Source organism: Pseudomonas sp. FP603, from assembly GCF_030687415.1.
GTDB lineage: Bacteria > Pseudomonadota > Gammaproteobacteria > Pseudomonadales > Pseudomonadaceae > Aquipseudomonas > Aquipseudomonas wuhanensis.
This window is the reverse complement of record NZ_CP117431.1, coordinates 2,103,403-2,125,753: the sequence shown is the minus strand read 5'-3', so window position 1 is coordinate 2,125,753 and position 22,351 is coordinate 2,103,403. Positions and strand designations below refer to the sequence as shown.

Genomic DNA, 22,351 nt, shown 5'->3' with positions numbered 1-22,351 from the left:
GCATTGAGTGTAGACCGTCTCGTGCACTATCCCATTACCGACTAGCCTGGCATCTACTCGGCTTTGTTCCTCAAATCAATTCATGTTGGGTTGGGTTGGGTTGGGTTGGGTCAGGAGCATCACTCGCGAAACCGCAGCAGCAAACTCCCCTCCCTTGGGGACAAGCTAGGTAGATATCGCGTAACCGACCTGGTGATACACACAGAAACAAGAGCGAAAAGCGGACCTGGCTAGCATTCTAGGCCGAGCCAATGGCTTCTTTTGGTCAATTCTGTTGAAAACAGTCGGTTTGCTTTCACTCCGGGGATTGAGAAAAATCTCATAAATGCAGGCCGTGTTCCCATATTGTTCCCATATGGCCCTTTTTCAGACGCAAAAAACCACAAACCCCCGACTTTCTCTAAGAAAATCAGGGGTTTGTGTTTGCAGAATGTGGCGGTGAAGGAGAGATTCGAACTCTCGATACAATTTCTTGTATACACACTTTCCAGGCGTGCTCCTTAAGCCACTCGGACACTTCACCGTATCTCGTCAAACATGTTCTGTCTGTCGAGGCGCGCTAATGTAGTCGAAAGCTTTTCTGATGGCAAACTTTTTTTGCAGAATTTTCATGCGGTTAGCGATTTAGTTGTTCCTGTGGGTGCCGTGCCATGGCAAACCCGCCAATCTCCGGCTTCGCGCCCTCTTCTATATAGAGGGGAATGCGCGGCTGGCGTGGCCGGCAACGCTTGCCGGGCGGGGAAAAGGGTGACCGGGCGGTCACTCACGGCGCTTTACCTGGTCTACGGCGGTGGGTAACGTCTGCCCTACTTTATTAGAAGGATTGGCGTCATGAGTGAGTTGATTTCCTACCATCTCGAAGACGGTATCGCGACCCTGACCTTGAGCAATGGCAAGGTCAATGCCATCTCGCCGGATGTGATTGTTGCGTTTAACGCTGCGCTGGATCGGGCGGTGGCGGATCGGGCGGTGGTGATCATTACCAGTCAGCCGGGTATTTTTTCGGGTGGTTATGACTTGAAGGTGATGACGGCAGGCCCTAAAGAGGCCATTGCGCTGGTAGCTGCCGGTTCGACCCTGGCTCGTCGCCTGCTGTCGCACCCGTTCCCGGTGGTCGTGGCCTGCCCTGGGCATGCGGTGGCCAAGGGTGCGTTTATTCTGTTGTCGGCTGACTACCGCATTGGTGTCGATGGCCCGTTCAGCATTGGTTTGAACGAAGTGCAGATCGGCATGACCATGCACCACGCCGGTATCGAGCTGGCGCGTGATCGTCTGCGCAAGTCGGCGTTTCACCGTGCGGTGATCAATGCTGAGATGTTCAATCCGCAGAGTGCTGTGGATGCCGGTTTCCTTGATCTGGTGGTGTCGGCCGAAGAGCTGCAAGGCGCGGCGCTGGCGGCGGCTCGTCAGTTGAAGAAGCTCAACATGACTGCCCACAAGAACACCAAGCTGAAAGTGCGCAAGGCGCTGCTGGAGACGCTGGACAACGCGATCATCCTGGATCAGGAGCATATGGGTTAAGCCCCTACGCGTTGCACCGAAAAGCCCGACCGTCGTGTCGGGCTTTTTCTTACGTGTCTGGTTTAAAACCTTTCAAGCGCTCTAGGCCGCATCTGACCCATAAGTCGGAAACATGCGCTCAAACATCGGCTATCTCCCACTTCTATAGCGGCAATTGCCGAAAACAGTGCACATCCGTACACTGCGCCACCTTTTGTCCCGGTGGGCCCTGTAAATGCTGTTTGTGTTTCGTATGTTATTGATGGGCTTGCACTTTATTCTGGCCGGTATGCTTGGGGTGATTCTCGGTCTGTGTCGGCCGTTTAATCCGGACAACAGCCGTTTATGCGCGCGTCTGTATGCGTGGCCGGCGATGTGCATTTTGCGTTTGCGCGTGAAGGCCGACGTCGGGCCGTTGATGGATAAGCCTGACAGTTGTGTGATCATTGCCAACCACCAGTCCAACTACGATCTGTTTGTGTTCGGCAACGTGGTGCCCCGTCGCACTGTGTGCATTGGCAAGAAGAGCCTGAAGTGGGTGCCGTTGTTCGGGCAGCTGTTCTGGCTGGCCGGCAATGTGTTGATTGACCGCGGCAATGCGCACAAGGCACGCCAGTCGATGCTGACCACTACTCGCACCTTGCAGCATGAAGACACCTCGATCTGGGTTTTCCCGGAAGGCACGCGCAACCTCGGCGAAGAGCTGCTGCCATTCAAAAAAGGCGCGTTCCAGATGGCGATTGCCGCGGGCGTGCCAATCGTGCCGGTGTGTGTCAGCAGTTACGTCAAACACATGCGATTGAACCGCTGGCGCAGTGGGAAGATTCTGATCCGTTCGCTACCGGCAATTCCTACGGCTGGATTGAGTCTGGATGACATGCCGATGCTGATCGCCCAGTGTCGCGAGCAGATGCGCGAGTGCATCGACTCGATGGATCGGCAACTGCAAGCCGCCTGAAAAAACCCGCCCTGTGCGGGTTTTCTTTTGCCTGCGAACTCTACAGATTTTGCTGACTCTCAAGCAGCAGACAAGGTTAAGCTGAATCCTGCCTGGCCCCGCCAGTCTTTATAGAAAGCGGCTAATAAGAAGTGAATCACTATCATGGGTAGAGTCGTTGCTGCTGCGGTTTACAGTGCCGGTAAGAAAGTCACCAATATTACCCTCGACGAAGGCGCCGCCTGGGCTGCCAAGCCTGGCCACTTTGTGTGGATTGGTCTGGAAGAACCGAACGCCGAAGAGCTGTTCAACCTGCAACGTCAGTTCAACCTGCATGAACTGGCCATCGAAGACGCCCTGGAAAAACACAGCCGACCGAAGCTGGAAACGTTCGGCGACGCACTGTTTATCGTCACGTATTCGCCGATCCGCAATGAAGGCAAACTGGAGTTCATCGAAACTCATATCTTTGCCGGGAAGGGCTACATCATTACCGCACGCAATGGTCATTCAGCGTCCTACGCCTATGTCCGACAGCGTTGTGAGGCGCGGCCGCTGTTGCTGGAGCATGGGGAAGATTTCGTACTCTATGCCATCCTCGACTTCGTGATTGAAAACTACCAGCCGATGGGCGAAGCGATTCATGCCGAGATCGATGAGCTGGAGACCAATGTCCTCTGCGGTTCCCTGAACGAACGCGACATCCAGAAACTCCACGGCCTGCGTCGCGATGTATTACGCTTGCGCCGGTTTGCGGCGCCGATGGTGGAGATCGGTGAGGAACTGCAAAATCTGAGCTTTCCGTTCATCGACAAGAATATGCGCCCGTACTTTCGCGATGTGCAGATTCATGTCACGCGGCAGATGGAAGACCTCACGACCCTGGCGGACATTGCCAGCCAGACCATCGAGGTCGGGGTGTTGCTGGAGGCGTCGCGCCAGAGCGTGGTGCAGCGCAAGTTTGCGGCGTGGGCAGCGATTCTGGCGTTCCCGACGGCGGTGGCCGGGATCTACGGGATGAACTTCGAGGACATGCCAGAGTTGACTTGGCATTATGGGTATTTCGGGGTGTTGGGGTTTATTGCCGTTGGGTGCGTCAGTTTATGGGCGAGTTTCAAGCGGTCGGGGTGGTTGTGAGTATGGTGTGACGCGGAGCGTCACGGGATGCATTCCCACGCGGAGCGTGGGAATGATCAAACATCCGACTAAGGCTTGTGCGCCACAAACCGCATCATCCACTCCGCAACAGTCGCTCCATGGTGAGGATGCTCCAGGCTCGCCATACCTTTCTGATAAACCTCTTCGCCCAGATGCTGCTGACGAATATCCAGCAACGCCCGTGAGTAATCGTGAATGAACTCCGGATGCCCCTGGAAGCACAGCACTTGATCGTTGATGTGGTACGCGGCGAACGGGCAGAAATCGCTCGAAGCAATCACCGTAGCGTTTTCCGGTAGCGCGGTGACCTGATCCTGGTGGCTGATCAGCAGCGTCAGCTCTTCCCTCAGCGGGCTCATCCATGGCGCCTTGGCCGCGAGTTTGTAGCTATGGGTGCCGACGCCCCAACCTTGGGTCGCTCGCTCACTTTTGCCGCCCAACAACAGTGCCAGCAGTTGATGGCCGAAGCACACGCCCAGCAGTTTGTCGCCGCGCTCGTAGCGGTTCAGCAGGTAGGTCTTGAGGGTTTGAATCCACGGGTCGGTGCCGAAGGAATCGGCCTTGCTCCCGGTGACCAGATACGCATCAAAGGTCTCGTCATCACTGGGATAATCGCCCTGCATCACGTTGTACACGGTGAACTCGGCAGCGATGGGTTGCTGCGAAAACAGACGCTGGAACATCTGCCCGTAACCCTGATATTGATCGACCAGTTCCGGACGCAGGATGTCGGTTTCCAGAATGCAGATGCGTAACGACATAAAAAATACCTGACACATGAAGGGAATAATGCACACCCCAGAGCCTGCCTTGAAACACAGTGGCAAGGCAAGCCCCGGAACGCGTCATCGGTCCCTTAGAACGTCCCTTAAAACAACGCGTCTTTGGCGGCTTTCTCCAGCAACAGCGCAGGCGGTGTGAAGCGCTCGCCGTACTGCTCGGCCAAGTACTGGGCGCGGGCGACGAAGTCTTTCACGCCGTACTGATTGATGAACTGCAGCGCACCGCCAGTCCAGGCCGCGAAGCCGATGCCGAAGATCGAGCCGACGTTGGCATCCGCCGTCGAAGTCAGCACACCCTCTTCCATGCAGCGCACGGTTTCGATGGCTTGTACGAACAGCAGTCGATCGCGTATGTCCTGCGGCGAAATCTGCCCATCGGCTTTCTCGAAGCGGCTTTTCAGCTCTGGCCACAAATGCTTCTGCCCTGTGGCCGGATAATCGTAGAAACCACCTCCAGCGGCCTTGCCCGGACGCTTGTATTCCTTGAGCAACAAGTCAATCACGGCGAACGCCGGGTGCTCAATCAGGTTTTTCCCTTCTGCGCGCAAGTCTTTGGCAGTTTGTTCGCGGATATGGCTCATGAGGCTGAGGGAAACTTCGTCGGAGATCGCCAGAGGCCCGACAGGCATGCCGGCCTTGCGCGCTTCGGTCTCGATCATCGGCGCGCTCACGCCTTCGCCAAGCATGGCGATGCCTTCGTTGGTGAAGGTGCCAAATACTCGGGAGGTAAAGAAGCCGCGACTGTCGTTGACCACGATTGGCGTCTTCTTGATTTGCAGGACGAAATCGAATCCGCGAGCCAGGGTTTCGTCGCTGGTATGGACGCCCTTGATGATTTCCACCAGTGGCATTTTCTCCACGGGACTGAAGAAATGCAGGCCGATGAATTTCGTTTGGTCCGGCACGGCGGTGGCCAGGCCACTGATCGGCAAGGTCGAGGTGTTGGAGGCGATGACCGCGTCCGGGCCGACAACTGTTTGCGCGGCTGATGAGACCTTGGCCTTCAGTTCGCGATCTTCAAACACTGCTTCAATGATCAGATCGCAACCCGCCAGGTCCGCATCGTTTTCGGTGGCATGGATTCGCGCCAAAATCTCCCCGCGCTGCTCACGAGTTAACTGACCACGCGCAATTTTCTTGTCCAGCAACGTCGCTGAGTGGGCCTTACCCTTCTCTGCCGCGGCGAGGTTGATGTCTTTGAGCACCACGTCGATGCCGGCCGATGCGCTGACAAACGCGATGCCCGCGCCCATCATCCCGGCGCCGAGCACGCCGACTTTCTTCGTCACATAAGGCGCTATGCCTTGGGGCCGGGAGCCACCGGCATTGATCTCATTGAGCTGAAACCAGAACGTGCCAATGAGGTTTTTCGACACCTGCCCGGTGGTCAGCTCGGTGAAGTAGCGGGTTTCGATCAGGTGCGCGGTGTCAAAATCCACCTGAGCGCCTTCCACCGCGGCGCAGAGGATTTTCTCTGGCGCGGGCAGGCAGCCCTGGGTTTTGCTGCGCAGAATTGATGGCGTGATAGCAAGCATCGGCGCGAGCTTCGGATCCGACGGCGTGCCGCCAGGAATCTGATAACCCTTCACGTCCCAGCGCTGCACAGCGACCGGGTGAGCGACAATCCACGCCCGCGCCTTGGCCATCAGCTCATCGCGATCGGCTGCCAACTCGTCGATCAATCGCGCCTGTAACGCCTGTTGCGGACGGATTTTCTTGCCTTCAAGCAGATACGGCAGGGCTTTTTCAATGCCCAGCATGCGGACCATGCGCACTACCCCGCCGCCGCCCGGCAACAGGCCGAGGGTGACTTCCGGCAGGCCCAGCAGCACCGACGGGTTGTCCAGCGCGACGCGGTGATGACAGGCCAGGCAGATTTCCCAACCACCGCCGAGTGCCGCGCCGTTAATGGCGGCAACCACCGGTTTGCCGAGGGTTTCCAGGGTGCGCAGTTGGCCCTTGAGGGTCAGCACCATGTCGTAAAAGGCTTTGGCTTCGGGTTTGCCGACCTTGATCAGTTCATTGAGGTCGCCACCAGCGAAGAAGGTCTTCTTGGCCGAGGTAATGATCACGCCGGCAATGGCCTCCTTGTCGGCGACCAGTCGGGCGACGCAGGTGGCCATGGCGTCGCGGTAGACCGCGTTCATGGTGTTGGCACTCTGGCCCGGCATGTCGATGGTCAGGACGACGATCTGGTCCTGACCCTTTTCGTAACGGATGGCTTGGGTCATGGCAATTTTCCTTGAGTCGGATTTTCTTAAAGGCAGGCTCAGAGGCGTTCGATGATGGTGGCAATGCCCATGCCGCCGCCGACACACAATGTCGCCAGGCCATAGCGCAGGCGCCGGGCTTCCAGTTCGTCGAGCAACGTGCCGAGAATCGCGCAGCCGGTGGCGCCGAGCGGGTGGCCCATGGCGATGGAGCCGCCGTTGACGTTGACCTTGTCGGGGTCGATGGCCATGTCCTTGATGAACTTGAGCACGACCGAGGCGAACGCTTCATTGACTTCGAACAGGTCGATGTCTTCGACCCGCAGCCCGGCCTTGGCCAGCGCCTTGCGAGTGGCCGGTGCCGGGCCGGTGAGCATGATGGTCGGGTCGGTGCTGGTGACCGCCGTGCCGACGATTCGCGCCCGTGGCTGCAAGCCCAACGCCCGACCCTTGGCCTCGGAGCCGATCAGCATCAGCGCCGCGCCATCGACGATCCCGGAACTGTTGCCCGGCGTGTGCACGTGGTTGATCCGCTCGATCTGGCTGTAAACCCGCAAGGCCGTGGCGTCGAAGCCCATTTGCCCGATCATTTCGAAGCTTGGCTTGAGCTTGCCCAGGCCTTCCATTGTCGATTCGGCGCGAATGAACTCATCGTGATCGAGCAGGATGATGCCGTTCTGGTCCTGCACCGGCACCAGCGACTTGTTGAACGAACCGTTCGCCCGCGCCCGTGCGGCCTTCTGTTGGGAGCGCAAGGCAAAGGCATCGACGTCCTGACGGCTGAAGCCTTCAATCGTGGCGATCAGGTCGGCACCCACGCCCTGGGGCGTGAAGTGGTTGTGCAAATTGGTTTCCGGGTCCAGCGCCCAAGCCCCGCCGTCGCTGCCCATGGGCACGCGGGACATCGACTCGACGCCACCGACCACCACCAGGTCTTCGAAGCCGGAACGCACTTTCATCGCGCCGAGGTTCACCGCTTCCAGCCCCGATGCGCAAAAGCGATTGAGCTGCATGCCGGCCACGCTGACGTCCCAATCGGCCACTTGCGTGGCGGTCTTGGCGATGTCAGAACCCTGGTCGCCGATGGGCGTCACGCAGCCGAGCACCACATCATCGACCTGACTGGTGTCCAGGGACGTGCGCTGCTGCAGCGCCGTCAGCAGTCCGGCCACCAGGTTCACTGGCTTGACGCTGTGCAAGGCGCCATTGGCCTTGCCTTTGCCACGGGGCGTGCGTAACGCGTCGAATATCAAAGCTTGGGTCATGACGTCCTCGAACCTGAAGGTGAATGAAACTCAAAAGATCGCAGCCTTCGGCAGCGCCTACAGGGGGCCGTGTGACCCTGATCTTTATGCCCTCACCTTATGCCGAGCAGCCGTGGATTCAATGACCACAGTGCTCATGTGCGTTGACGGTCACGCTCAGACGAACGGTAGTCTGCTATCGGATAAACCGATTCAAGTCACCAAGCTGTCTAGCAAACGGGCGCCCAAGAAGCTGGCCATAAGCCTCATGCTTTTTTAAAAGCGCAGAGTGCTCAGCACATACGAAATGGATCTAAGCCAATCGTGACGCGGGCCCTAAGGTAAACCTGTACGAAGTTGTCGTCGGGTTTTGCCGAGGCACTCGTTCTACAAGGAAGTGCAGCGCTCTGCCGTCATGGATATGTGCAGGCAGGCATCAGGAAATAACAAAAAAGGCGGTCAAGCCATGTTCAAGCATTCGAAAGTTCGTCAAGCCGGGCTCATTCTATTCGCCACTACACTGTTGTTGATTTTGCCGAACCTGACCAAGGTGATTGGCTGATCGGGCATCAGGGTTTTCATTTCGCCTGATAAAAAATGTGATTGGCTCGCTACCCGGGTCAGCGTGGCTGTGCCAACCTTTGCGCACTTCCACGACATGGACGGCGATCACTTGAAAGCGCTCATTCTATTTGGGGCCTTGCTGCTCAGCATGCCTCTGTCTGCCGCACAGCTGAGTCTGGAGCTAGGCGCGAGTTCTCGCACCTGGCAGACCGAGCAATTGCTCAAGCATCCTCAGGTTCAGACAATCACCATCACTAACGACGTTTCCTACAAACGGGACATGAGCTATCGCGCCGTGCCGTTGGCGGCGTTGCTGACGGGCATCAAGCCTGACGATCATCTGCAAGCCGTTGCCCTGGACGGTTTTGCCGCCGAACTGGCCGCCGCCCCGCTGCTCAATACCCAAGGCGCGCGGGCCTGGTTGGCGATTGAAGACCCGGCCCAGCCGTGGCCGCCGCTGTCAGAAGGCAAGCACAGTGCGGGGCCGTTTTATCTGGTCTGGACCGATCCACAAGCGGGCAATATCAGCCCCGAGCAATGGCCGTTCGAAGTAGCGAGCATCAAGCGCATGGCCCCGGTGGCCGAGCGCTTCCCTGCCCTGCTGCCCGATCCTGCGCTGAAGGCGGACGGTCCGGTGAACAAGGGCTTTGCGCTGTTTCAGAAGAACTGCCTGGCCTGTCATCGATTGAATGGCGCGGGGGATGCGCAGTTCGGGCCGGACCTGAATATTCCGTTCAACCCGACCGAGTACTTCGGCGCGGATTTCCTCAAGCGTTACATTCGAGATCCGCAGAGCTTGCGCCAGTGGCCGCAGGCGAAGATGCCGGCGTTCGCGACGACGGTGTTGCCGGAGGAGGATCTGGAATTGTTGGTGGGGTATTTGAAGCATATGGCGGGACGCAAAGTTAAGCCGTAACCGATCGTTCCCACGCTCTGCGTGGGAATGCAGCCCGGGACGCTCTGCGTCCCATCAAGAGCCGAACGCGGAGCGTCCGTGGAGGCATTCCCACGCAGAGCGTGGGAACGATCAGCGTGTAGGTTTACTGCTGCTGCACTGAGATCACCGGCGCAGGCGTCGGCGACACAAACACCTTCGCATGCATCTGCTCGCACCCACCGCCACGGCGCATGCCGCGCACCGGGCAGGCGTCGAGGTAGTCCAGGCCCACGGCCAGTTTCAGGTGACGCTCCGGGCGGGCCAGTTCGTTGGTCACGTCGAAGCTATACCAGGCGTCATCCAGCCAGGCTTCAGCCCAGGCGTGACTGGCCAGGTGTTCACTGTTCTCGCTGTACAAATACCCCGACACATAACGCGAGGGAATGCCCAGACTGCGAGCGCAGGCGAGAAACGCATGGGCGTGGTCCTGGCAGACCCCGGAACGCCCAGCGAAAGCCTGGGCGGCGCTGGTGTCTACTTCCGTGGAGCCCGGCGTGTAGGTCATGTGCTGGTTCAGGCCATGCATCAAATCGATCAGCGCCGTACGATCCCGGCGTTGTTTGCAGGCCTTCTCGGCGAATGCGCGCAGCGCTTCGTCGGCTTCGGTCAGGCGCGTGAAGCGCAGGAACGGCAGCGCCGACTGGCTTTCATGCTCGGCTTCGCGCAGTTCGTCGATATCCACCTGCCCTCGGGCGCCGATGATGATCGCTTCGTGAGGTTCATCCAGGGTGAGCACATGCAGAATGTTGCCGAATGGATCGAGTTGCGCGCGCACCGGGCGTGGCAAATCGAGCTGCCAGCTGAGCACGTGCTGGCGCTCGCTGTCATGAGGGGTCAATCGCAGGTACTGGATGCTCGCCCGCACCTGATCTTCATAGTGATAGGTGGTCTCGTGGCTAATGGAAAGTCTCATGCCGCCTCCAGGTAGGAACTGTGTATGGCGTTGCCCAACTGGCGCACCAGCGGGATGAACTCGGTCAGCCAGGCGTGCAGGCCTTCGTCGAGGATTTCGTTGATACCGGTGTAGCGCAGGCGCGCGTCCATTTCTGCCGCCAAACGTTGCGCGGGACGGCCGTTGGCCCCCGGCAATTGGGCGAGAATCTGGTCGATTTCTTCGGTGCAGGCCCGCAGGGAGCGCGGCACGTCGGCGCGCAGCAGCAACAACTCGGCCACATGCCGGGCGCCTGGGGCGTCGCGATAGATCTCGGTATAAGCCTCGAACGACGACAAGGCCCGTAGCAAGGCACTCCACTGGTAATAGGCGTGAGCCGTGCCGTCGCTGACTGCTTCAGCCTGATCGCCGGCCATTTCGTAACGGGCGTCGAGCAGGCGCAAGGTGTTGTCAGCCCTTTCGATAAAGGTGCCCAGACGAATGAACCGGAACGCGTCGTTACGCATGATGGTGCCGTAGGACGCGCCGCGGAACAGGTGGGAACGTTCCTTGATCCACTCACAGAAACGGCTCATGCCGTAGCGACTCAAGCCCTGCTCGGCGATTCCGCGAATTTCCAGCCAGGTAGCGTTGATGTTTTCCCACATGTCAGCGGTGATTCGCCCACGCACCGCATGGGCGCTGGCTCGCGCAGCACCGAGGCAGCTGTAGATGCTCGCCGGGTTGGCCGCATCCAAAGCGAAAAAGTGCAGCAGCCGTTCGGCATGCAGTTCGCCATGACGCTCCAGGTAATCGTCCAGAGTGCCGGTGATCAGCAACGGCATGGCGAGTTCGTGCAAGCCATCGCCACGACCGTCCTGAGGCATCAGTGACAGCGAATAACTGATGTCGAGCATCCGTGCGAGGTTTTCGGCCCGCTCCAGGTAACGCGACATCCAATACAGATCCGAGGCAGTTCTACTTAACATGGCAGGCTTCCTTCAATCCTCGACCACCCAGGTGTCCTTGGTTCCGCCGCCCTGGGAGGAATTCACCACCAGAGAGCCTTCGCGCAAGGCGACACGGGTCAAACCGCCGGGCACAACCCGGGTTTCGCGGCCAGACAATACAAACGGACGCAGGTCGATATGGCGTGGAGCGATGCCGTTTTCGACAAAGGTCGGACAGGTCGACAAAGACAACGTCGGTTGGGCGATGTACGCGTGGGGCTTGGCTTTGATCCGCTCGCGGAAAGATTCGATTTCCGCTGCCGTTGCCGCCGGCCCCACCAACATTCCGTAACCACCGGAGCCCTGGGTTTCCTTGACTACCAGCTCTGGAAGATTGGCCAGCACGTGGGACAGTTCAGAAGGATTACGACACTGCCATGTAGGCACATTCTTCAGAATCGGCTCTTCATCCAGGTAGAAACGAATCATGTCCGTGACGAAGGGGTACACCGACTTGTCGTCCGCGACCCCGGTGCCGATGGCATTCGCCAGCACCACGTTGCCGGAGCGATAGGACGACAGCAGTCCTGGCACGCCGAGCATCGAATCCGGGTTGAACGCCAGCGGATCGAGGAAGGCATCGTCGAGGCGCCGGTAGATCACGTCGACGGCTTTCGGCCCGTCCGTGGTGCGCATGAACACCTTGTCATCACGCACGAACAGGTCTGCGCCTTCCACCAGTTCAACGCCCATTTCCCGGGCCAGAAACGCATGCTCGAAAAACGCGCTGTTGAAGCGCCCCGGTGTCAGCACCACCACGCTCGGGTTGTCGAGCGGGCTGGAGCTTTTCAGGGTGTCCAGGAGCAAATTCGGATAGTGGTCGATCGGCGCAATGCGCTGGGCCGCAAACAACTCGGGGAACAGGCGCATCATCATCTTGCGGTCTTCGAGCATGTAGCTCACGCCGCTGGGGGTACGCAGGTTGTCTTCGAGCACGTAGTACGTGCCGTCGCCATCGCGCACCAGGTCGACGCCGGAAATGTGCGAATAGATATCGCGGTGCAGATCCAGGCCTTGCATCGCCAACTGGTATTGCTCGTTGGCCAGTACTTGCTCGGCCGGGATGATGCCGGCCTTGATGATGCGCTGCTCGTGATAGAGGTCGGCAAGGAACATGTTCAATGCCTTGACCCGCTGAATGCAGCCGCGCTCGACGACCCGCCATTCACTGGCGGGGATACTGCGGGGAATGGTGTCGAAGGGAATCAGGCGCTCTGTCCCCTGCTCATCACCATAGAGCGTGAATGTAATCCCGGCACGATGAAATAACAGATCGGCCTCGCGTCGCCGTTGTGCCAAAAGCTCGTCAGGCGTTTCGGCCAGCCAACGGGCAAACTCCCGATAATGCGGGCGGACCTGGCCGCCGGCATCGTACATCTCATCAAAATAGGTGCGGATCATGCCGTACTCCTTGTCACCCGGACATCCAAGCCTTCGCAAGGCCCGTGCCATCGGCATAAACGCTTTGATATCAATCAGTTGGATAACGGCGTCGCACCCGCCGCACCAATCCTGTGCGGTAAATGCCCCAACCTGATCGCCCCCGCTTCATGGCGAAGCAATGCTGTCGCCTATCAGCAGCATAGCCAGAGTTGATTTCACTGCCCGGGGGGCGATGCGGATAATCGGCGCATTCGCTGGAAACCTTATTGTTCTTCCCTTTTAGCCGCCTGTTCAGGTGGCTTTTTTTTTGTCCATTTGATCTTGCTTTTCATATAGCAAAAACGAAAACGGCCAACCCAAAGGTCAGCCGTTGCTGAGTGTTGTCACTGTTCATAAAGTTATGCGAGCAGCCCTCGTACCTCCTGTTTGACGCCCCATCCTTCGATGATACCGCCCAGAGGCTCGACCACCGCCTCGAAGTCCTGCTCAAAGTCGCCGATCCCGTCATAGGTGGCGTACATCACTTTGCTCAGTTCCAGATGCCACGCGCCGTCGTCCCTCACGCTGATCTGGGCATTCAAGGATTCACCACTGAAATGACCTGCCGCCCTGCGTGCCCGCTCCTCGTCCGGGAAAATGGCGTAGAACTCGATGGGATGGAATCGTGAAAAGTCGAAACCGCCTTCTTTCATGCGGCGCAGCACGCTGCTGCTGATGTCTTCTTGATAGGCTGTGCTCATGAAACGTCCCCCTCAGACTGATGGATAGACTTTCCGTATTCCCTGCACTTTCAACCGATTGGTGAGAGCGATACGGCAACAGAGGTTACCGACGGGAAACAAGCATGTAGCTGACAAGACCAGACCTTAGCGAGTCATTCGCTGATCTCGCTTGCAGAGTAGCCTCAAGACAGAGCTGCTGCCAAGGTCTGGTGAGTGATAGACAGGAAGATTCAGATTGGGGTGATGCTGCGGATTTCGATGCTGTACTGGGTTTTCAGGCTTTTGGCGCCTGCATCGGGGGTTCGCCCTTCCAGATCGTTCATGTCCAGTTCGGCGGCGACAGGAAGGAGTCGCTCCTTGATCAGTTGGGCAGCCTCATCGTCGCTGGGGCATTCGGCACGCTCGAAGACTTCATCGACAATTTCACCATGATCATCCACGAAAGTGATTTTCCACTTTTGCATCGGTGCCTCCTCGATAAAACCCATGGATGGGCTTACTTCTATCTGGACTTTTACCTTGAGTGATCGTTCAAACGGATTTACACCGCAAAGGTATGAAAAGTAGGTGCTCCGAGAATGCGGGTGGCAACGGACGGTTACCCGCACATGATGGCCAATCGACGTCACGCTATGGCCCGACCCAATCCTGTGGGAGCGTGGTTTGCCCGCGATGCGGATCGCTGCGGTGTATCTGACTGACCGTAGCGCCTGCATCGCGGGCAAACCACGCTCCCACAGGGTTCAGTATTGTTTGCGAGAAACCGATCAGATCCGCACATTGCCCCTTGGCCCGGCGATGGCCCAGATGATCAGGCCCAGGACCGGCAGCAGGAGGATCAATAGCACCCAGATGATTTTCATCCCGGTCTCGGCGCCACTTTTAAGCACGTTGATGATGGCCCAGATATCAAGGGCAAGAATAATCAGGCCAACCAGGCTGTTGAACGTGGAACCCATGGTGACGCTCCCGAAGAGTGGTATGCACTCTTAGGATAGTCGGGAGATGCAAGGGTTCCGTTTTATTACCGTCCTAGAGGGCTTCAGACGTGGATCGCCACTTTCAGGGCTTCCAGGGATGGCGCGGCGGCTATGCCGACTTCCGCGCACAATTCAAGAACCCGTGGCACGTCGTTACCGTAGACCAGCACCACTTGCAGTTCGTCGTCGAGCAACTGGCTGAAGTTCATCAGCGTGTAACCGCCGTTTTCCTTGTTCATGCTGCTCATCTGCACCTGAATGCGATTGAGCGCCGTGAGGGCTTCGGTCTTGGCCAGTTGCTTGGGTTTGATGTTGAAATCGACACCGGGGCCGAACGAAGCAACGATCTGCGCAAACAGGTCCATGTAGGTGTCAGCCTGGAACAGCACGGTTTCCGGCAGGCTGCCGACGACTACCCATTCGCCCAATGGGATCGGGAAGGTGTCGTCGTAGTTGATGTCCGGATTGGCCGTCAGAAAAGCCTCGGGATCGGCGTAGGCCTGAGCCGCTTCGTCAGCGACTTTCAGGATTTCGCCCTCGTCCATGCAGCCGGAGCTGATTTTGCTGATGAGTTCGACGAGTGCGGCTTTCATGAGGTGGATCCTGTAGCGAGGGAGATTTGAGGGCGCGAAGGATAACGTATTCGCAAACGGATTGCGGGACCAGGCACAAAAGCCCCGCAGCCACAGAGGTCAGGCCAGGAGCTTTTGCAATTGTGCGGTGGTATCCGCCGCGCCCATGGTTTTGGCCGCGTCCAGCGCGGACACACCGTTGGCATCCTTGGCTTTCGGATCGGCGCCTTTGCTGATCAGGTAGTCGATGATTTCGACGCGATTGAACATCGCCGCCATCATCAGCGCAGTGCGACCGTCGAAGGACGAACCTTCCACTTCAGCGCCACCCTCAACCAACGCCTTGACCACCGCCAGGTCACCTTTGAATGCCGCGCCGGCAATCGGGCTCTGGCCGTTGTCATTGCGGATTTCAGGATCAGCCTTGTGCTCGATAAGGACTTTTACCGTGTCGACATGGCCGTGGTACGCGGCCAACATCAACAGGGTATCGCCCTTGTGATTGCGCAGGTTCGGCGGCAGGCCCTTGGTCAGCAGCGCAGCCATCATGGCCGCATCGCCCTCGCGCGCTTTGTTGAACACCTGTTCGGCAAATTCAGCAGCCTCTTCGGGGGTCATCTGGCGGCTTTTGTCTGACATTGGGGACTCCACATTCGGTCAATCGGAAAGCCGATAGTTTCCCGAGCGGTCCGGAACCTGTCACTTCTTTTTTCTCATGGACGGCCATAGCTACGTTCAATAAGAGCCACATTCAATAGCGGTACCTGCCGCCGCGAATATCCGCCAGCACCTGCTCGGTGACTTGCACGTACGTCTGGGTGCCCGGCAACCAGGCGTAGATCGGGTCATCGCCGGTTTTGTTCGGGTCGAAGGCTTCGTCCTTGAGCCGCGTCTTCTGGTATTTGAAGGTCCCGGTGGTTTCCATTTTCACTTTCACCCGCAGGAAAAGTGGCACCGCGTAGGCAGGCATTTGCTGCCTGGCGAAAGCCAGCAACTCGCTGAAATCCAGGGTCGCCAGGGATTCAGCCGGCGTGATTGCCGCCATCCCGGCACGCCCATTGGTGTTGTGGATTTCCACGCCATAGGCCACCGCTTCGGCAATGTGCGGGTGTTGCAAGAGGATGTTTTCGACCTCGGTGGTCGAGACGTTTTCACCCTTCCAGCGGTAGGTGTCGCCCAAGCGATCGACAAACTGCGCGTGGCCAAAACCGATGTTGCGCAGCAGGTCACCGGTATTGAAATAACGGTCGCCCTTCTTGAACACGTCGTGGAGCACGACTTTTGCGGTTTTCTGCGGATCGGTGTAGCCGTCCAGCGGCGCCTTGTCGTCGATTCTTGCCAGCAGCAAACCCTGCTCGCCCTTGGCCACTTTGCGCATGAAGCCCTTGGCATCACGGGTGGGTGCGCCGCTGTCGTGGTCGTACGCCACCAACTCCCAGGACATCAGGGAAAAACCGATGGTGTTGTCGAAATTGAGGATGTTGGTGAAGCCGATATTGCCGTCGCTGGCGGCGTACAGCTCACAGATATGGTTAACGGCAAAACGCGTTTTGAACTCACGCCACGCGCCGGGGCGCAGCCCATTGCCGATCATCTTCGTCACGCTGTGCCGACTGTCGTCGACGCTGCGCGGTTGATCCACCAGGTAGCGGCACAATTCGCCGACATAACCGAGGGTGGTCGCCCGGTATTTGCGCACGTCGCTCCAGAACTGGCTGGCGCTGAACTTGCGGCGGATGGCAAACCCCGACGCCCCGCTGATTGCCGAGCCCCAGCACACGCAGAGCCCGGTGGCGTGGTACAGCGGCAAGGTGCAATAGACGACGTCCTGCGGCTGCATGTCCAGGGCAATCAACCCGAAGCTGGCGGAGCTGCGCATCCAGCGGCCGTGCTTGAACACCCCGGCCTTGGGCAACCCGGTGGTGCCCGAGGTGTAAATGTAGAAACAAGGATCGTCGAGAAAAACCTGCTGGCTGCTGACGGGGTTATCGCTGCACGCGTCGCAGCTGGCCGCCATCAGGTTGATGAAGCCATCGGGCGAATTGCCCGGATGGTGATAAGTGTCTTGATCGGCGACAAACCAGGTGCGCGCCGCCTCGATGGACACCCGCTCGCGGACCGCATTGAAAGCCGGCACCAGCTCTTCGCCGACCACGATCGCCACGGGCGCCACCAGGTTAAGGCTATGGGCCAGGGTATCGCGGGTCTGAGAGGTATTGAGCAAGGCGCTGATCGCGCCAACCTTGGCCACCGCCAATATCGTCACCAGCAGTTCCGGACGGTTTTCGATAAAGATCGCCACCACATCGCCCTTGCCGATGCCTTGGGCGATCAAGTGATGGGCGATGCGATTGGCCCACTGATTGACCTGTGCATAGGTGAGCGCCACCTCACCCTGCAGCAAGGCCGGGCCATCGGGATTACGCAATGTCGCCTGCTCGAAGCTCCAGCCGAGACCACACGGTTGGGTCGGGTCCTTGACGTTGGCGGCTTTCATGCCCTTCACCACCCGGGGAATGGCTTTGGCAATGGAAGGTAGCTTGCGGAGCATCATGCCCCAGGTAATCGTGTCGTTCAGCGTGCGGCTCATGGTGCTCCCGTTCGATCTTCTTATTGTCGGGTGGCGTTGATTGAAATCGAAAATACGTCAGCGGTTCTTGAGCTGTACACGCGGTTTTTGAAATGTTTTGTATCCGCAACTGAAGTGCTCGGACCGGAGATCGAAAAGCGGAACCCTGGCGTTGTGATTGGTTCCATCGAATCGATGGCGACCACGCAAAATGCAGGATGCACGATGGCCATTCATGCAGATTGCACGAAAGCACAAAACCGTCTAAAAACTAACTTGTTGATTTATATAATTTTTTTAAAAATCAGGCGCTGGCACAATCACTGCAACTACCTCTCCATGTTGCCCTTCAAGCACAAACGGAGCTGATAGACATGAGCCTGATCCAGGAAAAATTTTCGTCGCTGTTCTCCAACTTCGAAGTGACCACCCAGCCCCGGCCTGACGGCGGCATTCTGCTGACCCTGCGCAGTACCGACGGCAAAGTCTTCAAACGTTCGATTTCCTACCAGCAATTACATGCCGGCGATCAGCTGTCGTGGGTGATCAGCGCAATTCGCCGTGACATCGCCGAACAGGCCAGCGAACTGCCGCAGATCTCCATGCTGCAAAGCCAGCAACGGTTCGCCTTGCCGACCTATCACTCGGTTTAAATCCTGCGGTTGTGTAAATAAACGCGCTACAAACAAACAGGCCGTGAGCGCTTTCGCTTCACGGCCTGAGTTGTTTCTGCGGTTATGCAATCCCTGTTATGTGGTTTACAGGGCTGAAGGATTGATCCGCGCAAAGCTGTCGACGGTCACGTGCCCTGTCAGTTCCCCGCCCTCACGGGCCAGGCCACAGGTTGCCATTCCGGCTGCACGCGCGGCGTCCAACTCTTGAACGACGTCGGACAGAAACAGAACCTGCGAAGCATCAACGCCAATCCCCTGGGAAATGCGCTCGTAGGACTGCGCTTCACGCTTGGGCCCCGAGGTGGTGTCGAAATAGCCGCTGAACAGGGGCGACAAATCTCCCGCGTCCGAGCAGCCGAAGATCAGTTTTTGCGCCTGAATCGAGCCCGAGGAATACACAAACAGTTTGAAACCTTCCTGATGCCAGCGCTTGAGCGCTTCAACGGCGTCCGGGTACACGTGGCCTTTCAACTCCCCGGCCTGATAACCCTGCTCCCAGACCATCCCTTGCAACGCCTTGAGCGGCGTGGCCTTGCGGTCTTCGGCGATCCAGCCCAAGAGGATGTCGATGACCCGTTCGACATCGGCTTGCGGCTCACCGCCGTCACGCCGAACAGCGGCGAGCTGCTCGGCGACATCCGCGCGTCCGGCATTTTGGCGAACGAAATCCGGCAGGTGTTTAGCTGCGTAAGGAAACAGCACGTCGAACACAAAACTCACCGCGCTGGTGGTGCCTTCGATGTCGGTGAGAATTGCTTTGATCGGCATCGACTCAGTCCTCGAGACGCGGGAAGCGGCTGGCGATGTCATCGCCGGTGAAATTGGCCACCCAGCCTTCGGGGTTGTTGAACAGGCGGATCGCGACGAAATGCGGGTTTTCGCCCATGTCGAACCAGTGCGGCGTACCGGCAGGCACCGAGATCAGGTCATTTTTCTCGCAGAGCACGGCGTAGACGTAATCACCGATGTGCAGGGTGAACAAGCCACGTCCGGCGACGAAAAATCGTACTTCGTCTTCGCCATGACGGTGTTCATCGAGGAACTTGGCACGCAACTCGGTTTTTTGCGGGTGATCGCTGTTCAGGCTGATCACGTCGACGGTGATGTAACCGCGCTCGGTCATCAGCTTGTCGATTTGCTCCTGATACGCGGCGATCACTTCTTCCTGGCTGGCGCCGGGCTGGATTTTCGCCGTGGCTTGCCAACGGTCGAAGCGCACACCCTGTTCGGCCAGGGTCGAGGCGATGTCTTCGAGGTGGGTGAGTACTTTGTTCGGTATTTCGGGGCTGCTGACGTGGTAAACGGACAGGCTGCTCATCTGGGCAACTCCTTAACGGTTCATGCTTTATGGTTCGAGAGCGAGCGCGTCTTCAACTCGCACTCGAACAAAAATTCAAAGGCCTCGATCTGGCGCAGCGCGTCGCTCATACGCGCGCCCCACGTGTAGAGGCCATGGCCACGGATCAGATAGCCGACGCAATCAGGATGGGCGTCGAGCCAAGGCTGCACCTTGGCGGCCAGCCGTGCAATGTCCTGATCGTTGTCGAAAATCGGCACGCGCACGCGGGATTCGTGAGTCGAGACGCCGCTGAAGGCTTTTTGCAGTTCGTAGCCTTCGAACTCGATGAAGTCTTCCGACGTCAGGCGCGACAGCACCGTGGCATTCACCGAATGGGTGTGCAGCACCGCGCCGATCTCCGGGCGCCAGCTGTAGAGCTGAGTATGCAGCAGGGTTTCGGCGGACGGTTTTTTGCCCGGTTCCAGGCTATTGCCCGACAGGTCGGTGGCCAGCACATCGTCGATGCCCAGCTGGCCTTTGTGCTTGCCGGACACCGTCAGCAAGGCTTCAGTCGGCGACAGGCGGGTGGAGTAATTGCTGCTGGTGGCCGGCGACCAGCCGCGGCCATACAGAAAACGCCCGGCGTCGATGATTTCTTGAGCAAGGTGTTCACGGGTAAGGCTCATGGCCTGTCCTCTTGCATGCGTGTGGCAATGATAACGGCAGCGGCGAAGGCGGCGAGACTGGCGATACTAAAGGTCAATGTGGCGCCGAGGGCATTCCAGCTATAGCCGGAATACAGCGCGCCCAGTGCACCGCCGGTGCCGGCCAGCGCGGCATACAACGCCTGGCCCTGCCCTTGCTGACGCGCGCCGAAACTACGTTGCACGAACTGGATGGCAGCCGCGTGAAAGCTGCCGAAGGTAGCGGCGTGCAGCACTTGGGCAAACAGCAGCACCCAAAGGAATTCAGCAAACGAACCGAGCAACAACCAACGCAGGGCCGCCAGCAGGAAACTCGCCAGCAGCACCCGGCGCACAGAGAAACGCGCAAGGATCTTGCTCATGGCCAGAAACATCAAGACTTCGGCAACCACGCCGACCGCCCAGAGCATGCCGATCAGCCCGCGGCTGTAACCGAGTCGCTCAAGGTGCAGGGTCAGAAAGGTGTAATACGGCCCGTGACTCATCTGCATCAGCGCCACGCAACCGTAGAACGCCAACACCCCGGGGTTGCGCAATTGCTGGAGGAATCCCTCCCCCGCCAACCGTTCGCTCTGAATCGGTTGCGCGTTGGGTACCCACAAACTGCTGACGACGATCCCGGCCATGATCAGCACTAACGCCACCGGATAGATGTCCAGGCTAAGCCATTCAAACAGCCGCCCGAGGGCGACCACGGTGATGATGAAACCGATGGAACCCCACAGGCGAATCTGACTGTAGCGAGACGTCTGGCCATTCAAGTGCGCCAGGGTGATGACTTCGAACTGCGGCAATACCGCGTGCCAGAAGAACGCGTGCAAGGCCATGACCATCGCCAGCCACGCGTAGCTTTTGTTGACGAAAATCAGTGAGAAGGTCAGCAACGTACAGACCGCGCCGAACCGCACGATGGCCAGACGTCGCCCGGTGTAGTCACCGAGCCAGCCCCAGATATTCGGCGCCACACAGCGCATCAGCATCGGGATCGCCACCAGTTCGCCAATGCGCGCGCTGGAAAAGCCCAGGTGATCGAAGTACAGCGCCAGGAATGGCGCTGTCGAACCGAGCAAGGCGAAATAGAACAGATAGAAACTGGAGAGCCGCCAGTACGGGAGCGCCGCCACGGTCGTCAAACCGCAGCGGCTGTGAGGTCAGCCATTAAAGCTGACCCAGCACCGGAGTGCTCACGCGCACATCGAGGTTCTGCCCGCGATGACGCAGCAGGTGATCCATCAACACGATGGCCATCATCGCTTCGGCAATCGGCGTGGCGCGGATGCCAACGCAAGGGTCGTGACGGCCCTTGGTGACGACCTCCACCGGGTTGCCATGGATATCGATGGAACGGCCTGGCGTGGTGATGCTCGAGGTGGGCTTGAGCGCCAGGTGTGCAACGATCGGCTGACCGGACGAAATGCCGCCGAGAATGCCGCCAGCGTTGTTGCTGAGGAAACCTTCCGGGGTCATTTCATCACGGTGTTCGGTGCCGCGCTGGGCGATGCTGGCAAACCCGGCGCCGATTTCCACGCCTTTGACCGCGTTGATGCTCATCAACGCGTGGGCCAGTTCGGCGTCGAGACGGTCGAAGATCGGCTCGCCCAGGCCCGGCATCACGCCTTCGGCGACCACGGTGATCTTCGCGCCGACCGAATCCTGGTCGCGACGCAATTGGTCCATATAGGCTTCCAGCTCCGGCACTTTGTCCGGGTCGGGGCTGAAGAAGGCGTTTTCTTCCACCGAATCCCAGGTCTTGAACGGGATTTCAATCGGGCCGAGCTGGCTCATGTAGCCGCGAATGACGATGCCCTGGGTGGCCAGGTACTTTTTCGCAATCGCACCGGCTGCCACGCGCATGGCGGTTTCACGGGCCGAACTGCGACCGCCGCCGCGGTAATCGCGCTCGCCGTATTTGTGGTGGTAGGTGTAGTCGGCGTGCGCCGGGCGGAACAGATCCTTGATCGCCGAATAGTCCTTGGACTTCTGGTCGGTGTTGCGGATCAACAGGCCGATGGCGCAACCGGTGGTGCGGCCTTCAAAGACGCCGCTGAGGATTTCGACTTCGTCGGCTTCCTGGCGCTGGGTGGTGTGGCGACTGGTGCCGGGCTTGCGGCGGTCCAGGTCGCGCTGCAGATCCTCAAGGGAAATCTCCAGGCCCGGCGGGCAGCCATCGACAATGGCGACCAACGCCGGACCATGGCTTTCGCCCGCGGTGGTGACAGTGAACAGCTTGCCGTAGGTATTGCCGGACATGCGGG

The 22,351-nt window shown here is 58.7% G+C and carries 22 protein-coding genes and 1 tRNA gene; 5 read left to right on the top strand and 18 right to left on the bottom strand.

What is annotated here, in order from left to right; all coding sequences use genetic code 11:
• Positions 1–433: 433 nt before the first annotated feature.
• A tRNA-Ser gene (locus tag PSH65_RS09845) sits at positions 434–523 on the bottom strand.
• Positions 524–831: 308 nt separating this feature from the next.
• Between PSH65_RS09845 and PSH65_RS09840 the strand changes: the two genes are divergently transcribed.
• From PSH65_RS09840 to PSH65_RS09830, 3 genes are all read left to right on the top strand, one after another.
• Entirely contained in the window at positions 832–1,521 is a 690-nt protein-coding gene (locus tag PSH65_RS09840; protein WP_123496361.1) for a crotonase/enoyl-CoA hydratase family protein, read from the top strand.
• Between the two features lie 214 nt (positions 1,522–1,735).
• Complete coding sequence (locus tag PSH65_RS09835; protein ID WP_008073003.1) at positions 1,736–2,458, top strand: 1-acyl-sn-glycerol-3-phosphate acyltransferase; 723 nt, start codon at positions 1,736–1,738, stop codon at positions 2,456–2,458.
• A 144-nt stretch (positions 2,459–2,602) separates the two neighbouring features.
• Positions 2,603–3,574, top strand: coding sequence for a magnesium and cobalt transport protein CorA (locus PSH65_RS09830; protein WP_305426034.1), 972 nt, complete (start codon positions 2,603–2,605; stop codon positions 3,572–3,574).
• A gap of 68 nt (positions 3,575–3,642) precedes the next feature.
• Here PSH65_RS09830 and PSH65_RS09825 read toward each other — a convergent pair whose 3' ends face one another.
• The 3 genes from PSH65_RS09825 to PSH65_RS09815 form a co-directional block, all read right to left on the bottom strand.
• Positions 3,643–4,356, bottom strand: a complete 714-nt coding sequence (locus PSH65_RS09825) for an amidotransferase (protein WP_305426032.1) — start codon at positions 4,354–4,356, stop codon at positions 3,643–3,645.
• 107 nt (positions 4,357–4,463) lie between these two features.
• Complete coding sequence (locus PSH65_RS09820; protein ID WP_305426031.1) at positions 4,464–6,608, bottom strand: 3-hydroxyacyl-CoA dehydrogenase NAD-binding domain-containing protein; 2,145 nt, start codon at positions 6,606–6,608, stop codon at positions 4,464–4,466.
• Positions 6,609–6,646: 38 nt separating this feature from the next.
• Positions 6,647–7,852 carry an acetyl-CoA C-acetyltransferase gene (locus tag PSH65_RS09815; protein ID WP_305426030.1) on the bottom strand — a complete coding sequence of 402 codons (1,206 nt, stop codon included), beginning with the start codon at positions 7,850–7,852 and terminating at the stop codon, positions 6,647–6,649.
• A 637-nt stretch (positions 7,853–8,489) separates the two neighbouring features.
• Here PSH65_RS09815 and PSH65_RS09810 point away from each other — a divergent pair.
• Positions 8,490–9,311, top strand: coding sequence for a cytochrome c (locus PSH65_RS09810; protein WP_305426965.1), 822 nt, complete (start codon positions 8,490–8,492; stop codon positions 9,309–9,311).
• Between the two features lie 124 nt (positions 9,312–9,435).
• On the opposite strand, the gene PSH65_RS09805 is transcribed toward PSH65_RS09810, so the two are convergent.
• From PSH65_RS09805 to PSH65_RS09765, 9 genes are all read right to left on the bottom strand, one after another.
• Positions 9,436–10,245: a transglutaminase family protein gene (locus PSH65_RS09805; RefSeq protein ID WP_305426028.1), complete on the bottom strand. Its 810-nt coding sequence runs from the start codon at positions 10,243–10,245 to the stop codon at positions 9,436–9,438.
• Positions 10,242–11,192, bottom strand: coding sequence for an alpha-E domain-containing protein (locus tag PSH65_RS09800; RefSeq protein ID WP_047531601.1), 951 nt, complete (start codon positions 11,190–11,192; stop codon positions 10,242–10,244). The genes PSH65_RS09805 and PSH65_RS09800 overlap by 4 nt, the downstream gene beginning before the upstream one ends.
• A gap of 12 nt (positions 11,193–11,204) precedes the next feature.
• Positions 11,205–12,614, bottom strand: coding sequence for a circularly permuted type 2 ATP-grasp protein (locus PSH65_RS09795; RefSeq protein WP_105339690.1), 1,410 nt, complete (start codon positions 12,612–12,614; stop codon positions 11,205–11,207).
• A gap of 380 nt (positions 12,615–12,994) precedes the next feature.
• A complete protein-coding gene (locus tag PSH65_RS09790) occupies positions 12,995–13,336 on the bottom strand; it encodes a ribonuclease E inhibitor RraB (protein WP_008005633.1) in 342 nt (113 codons plus the stop codon).
• 212 nt (positions 13,337–13,548) lie between these two features.
• Positions 13,549–13,782, bottom strand: a complete 234-nt coding sequence (locus PSH65_RS09785; protein ID WP_305426026.1) for a hypothetical protein — start codon at positions 13,780–13,782, stop codon at positions 13,549–13,551.
• A gap of 303 nt (positions 13,783–14,085) precedes the next feature.
• On the bottom strand, positions 14,086–14,277 hold the full coding sequence (locus PSH65_RS09780) for a PLDc N-terminal domain-containing protein (RefSeq protein WP_007902193.1): 192 nt from the start codon (positions 14,275–14,277) through the stop codon (positions 14,086–14,088).
• 83 nt (positions 14,278–14,360) lie between these two features.
• Positions 14,361–14,891: a hypothetical protein gene (locus PSH65_RS09775; protein ID WP_305426024.1), complete on the bottom strand. Its 531-nt coding sequence runs from the start codon at positions 14,889–14,891 to the stop codon at positions 14,361–14,363.
• A 99-nt stretch (positions 14,892–14,990) separates the two neighbouring features.
• Complete coding sequence (locus tag PSH65_RS09770) at positions 14,991–15,509, bottom strand: ankyrin repeat domain-containing protein (protein WP_305426023.1); 519 nt, start codon at positions 15,507–15,509, stop codon at positions 14,991–14,993.
• Positions 15,510–15,621: 112 nt separating this feature from the next.
• The gene (locus tag PSH65_RS09765; RefSeq protein ID WP_305426022.1) at positions 15,622–17,460 is read right to left on the bottom strand and encodes a long-chain-acyl-CoA synthetase; all 1,839 of its coding nucleotides are present in this window, start codon (positions 17,458–17,460) and stop codon (positions 15,622–15,624) included.
• Positions 17,461–17,813: 353 nt separating this feature from the next.
• Here PSH65_RS09765 and PSH65_RS09760 point away from each other — a divergent pair, with 353 nt between their 5' ends.
• Entirely contained in the window at positions 17,814–18,092 is a 279-nt protein-coding gene (locus PSH65_RS09760; RefSeq protein ID WP_008005638.1) for a DUF3509 domain-containing protein, read from the top strand.
• 105 nt (positions 18,093–18,197) lie between these two features.
• Here the strand turns inward: PSH65_RS09760 and mtnC are convergent, their stop codons facing one another.
• From mtnC to aroC, 5 genes are read right to left on the bottom strand one after another with little or no spacing between them, the layout of a single operon-like run.
• Positions 18,198–18,881, bottom strand: a complete 684-nt coding sequence (gene mtnC / locus PSH65_RS09755; RefSeq protein WP_305426021.1) for an acireductone synthase — start codon at positions 18,879–18,881, stop codon at positions 18,198–18,200.
• 4 nt (positions 18,882–18,885) lie between these two features.
• Positions 18,886–19,431 (bottom strand): acireductone dioxygenase, encoded by a 546-nt coding sequence (locus PSH65_RS09750; RefSeq protein WP_305426019.1) that lies wholly within the window; start codon positions 19,429–19,431, stop codon positions 18,886–18,888.
• Between the two features lie 20 nt (positions 19,432–19,451).
• Positions 19,452–20,078 (bottom strand): methylthioribulose 1-phosphate dehydratase, encoded by a 627-nt coding sequence (locus PSH65_RS09745; protein ID WP_305426018.1) that lies wholly within the window; start codon positions 20,076–20,078, stop codon positions 19,452–19,454.
• Positions 20,075–21,220: an MFS transporter gene (locus tag PSH65_RS09740; RefSeq protein WP_305426017.1), complete on the bottom strand. Its 1,146-nt coding sequence runs from the start codon at positions 21,218–21,220 to the stop codon at positions 20,075–20,077. The genes PSH65_RS09745 and PSH65_RS09740 overlap by 4 nt, the downstream gene beginning before the upstream one ends.
• A 34-nt stretch (positions 21,221–21,254) precedes the next feature.
• Positions 21,255–22,346 (bottom strand): chorismate synthase, encoded by a 1,092-nt coding sequence (aroC, locus tag PSH65_RS09735; protein WP_305426016.1) that lies wholly within the window; start codon positions 22,344–22,346, stop codon positions 21,255–21,257.
• Positions 22,347–22,351 lie beyond the last annotated feature (5 nt).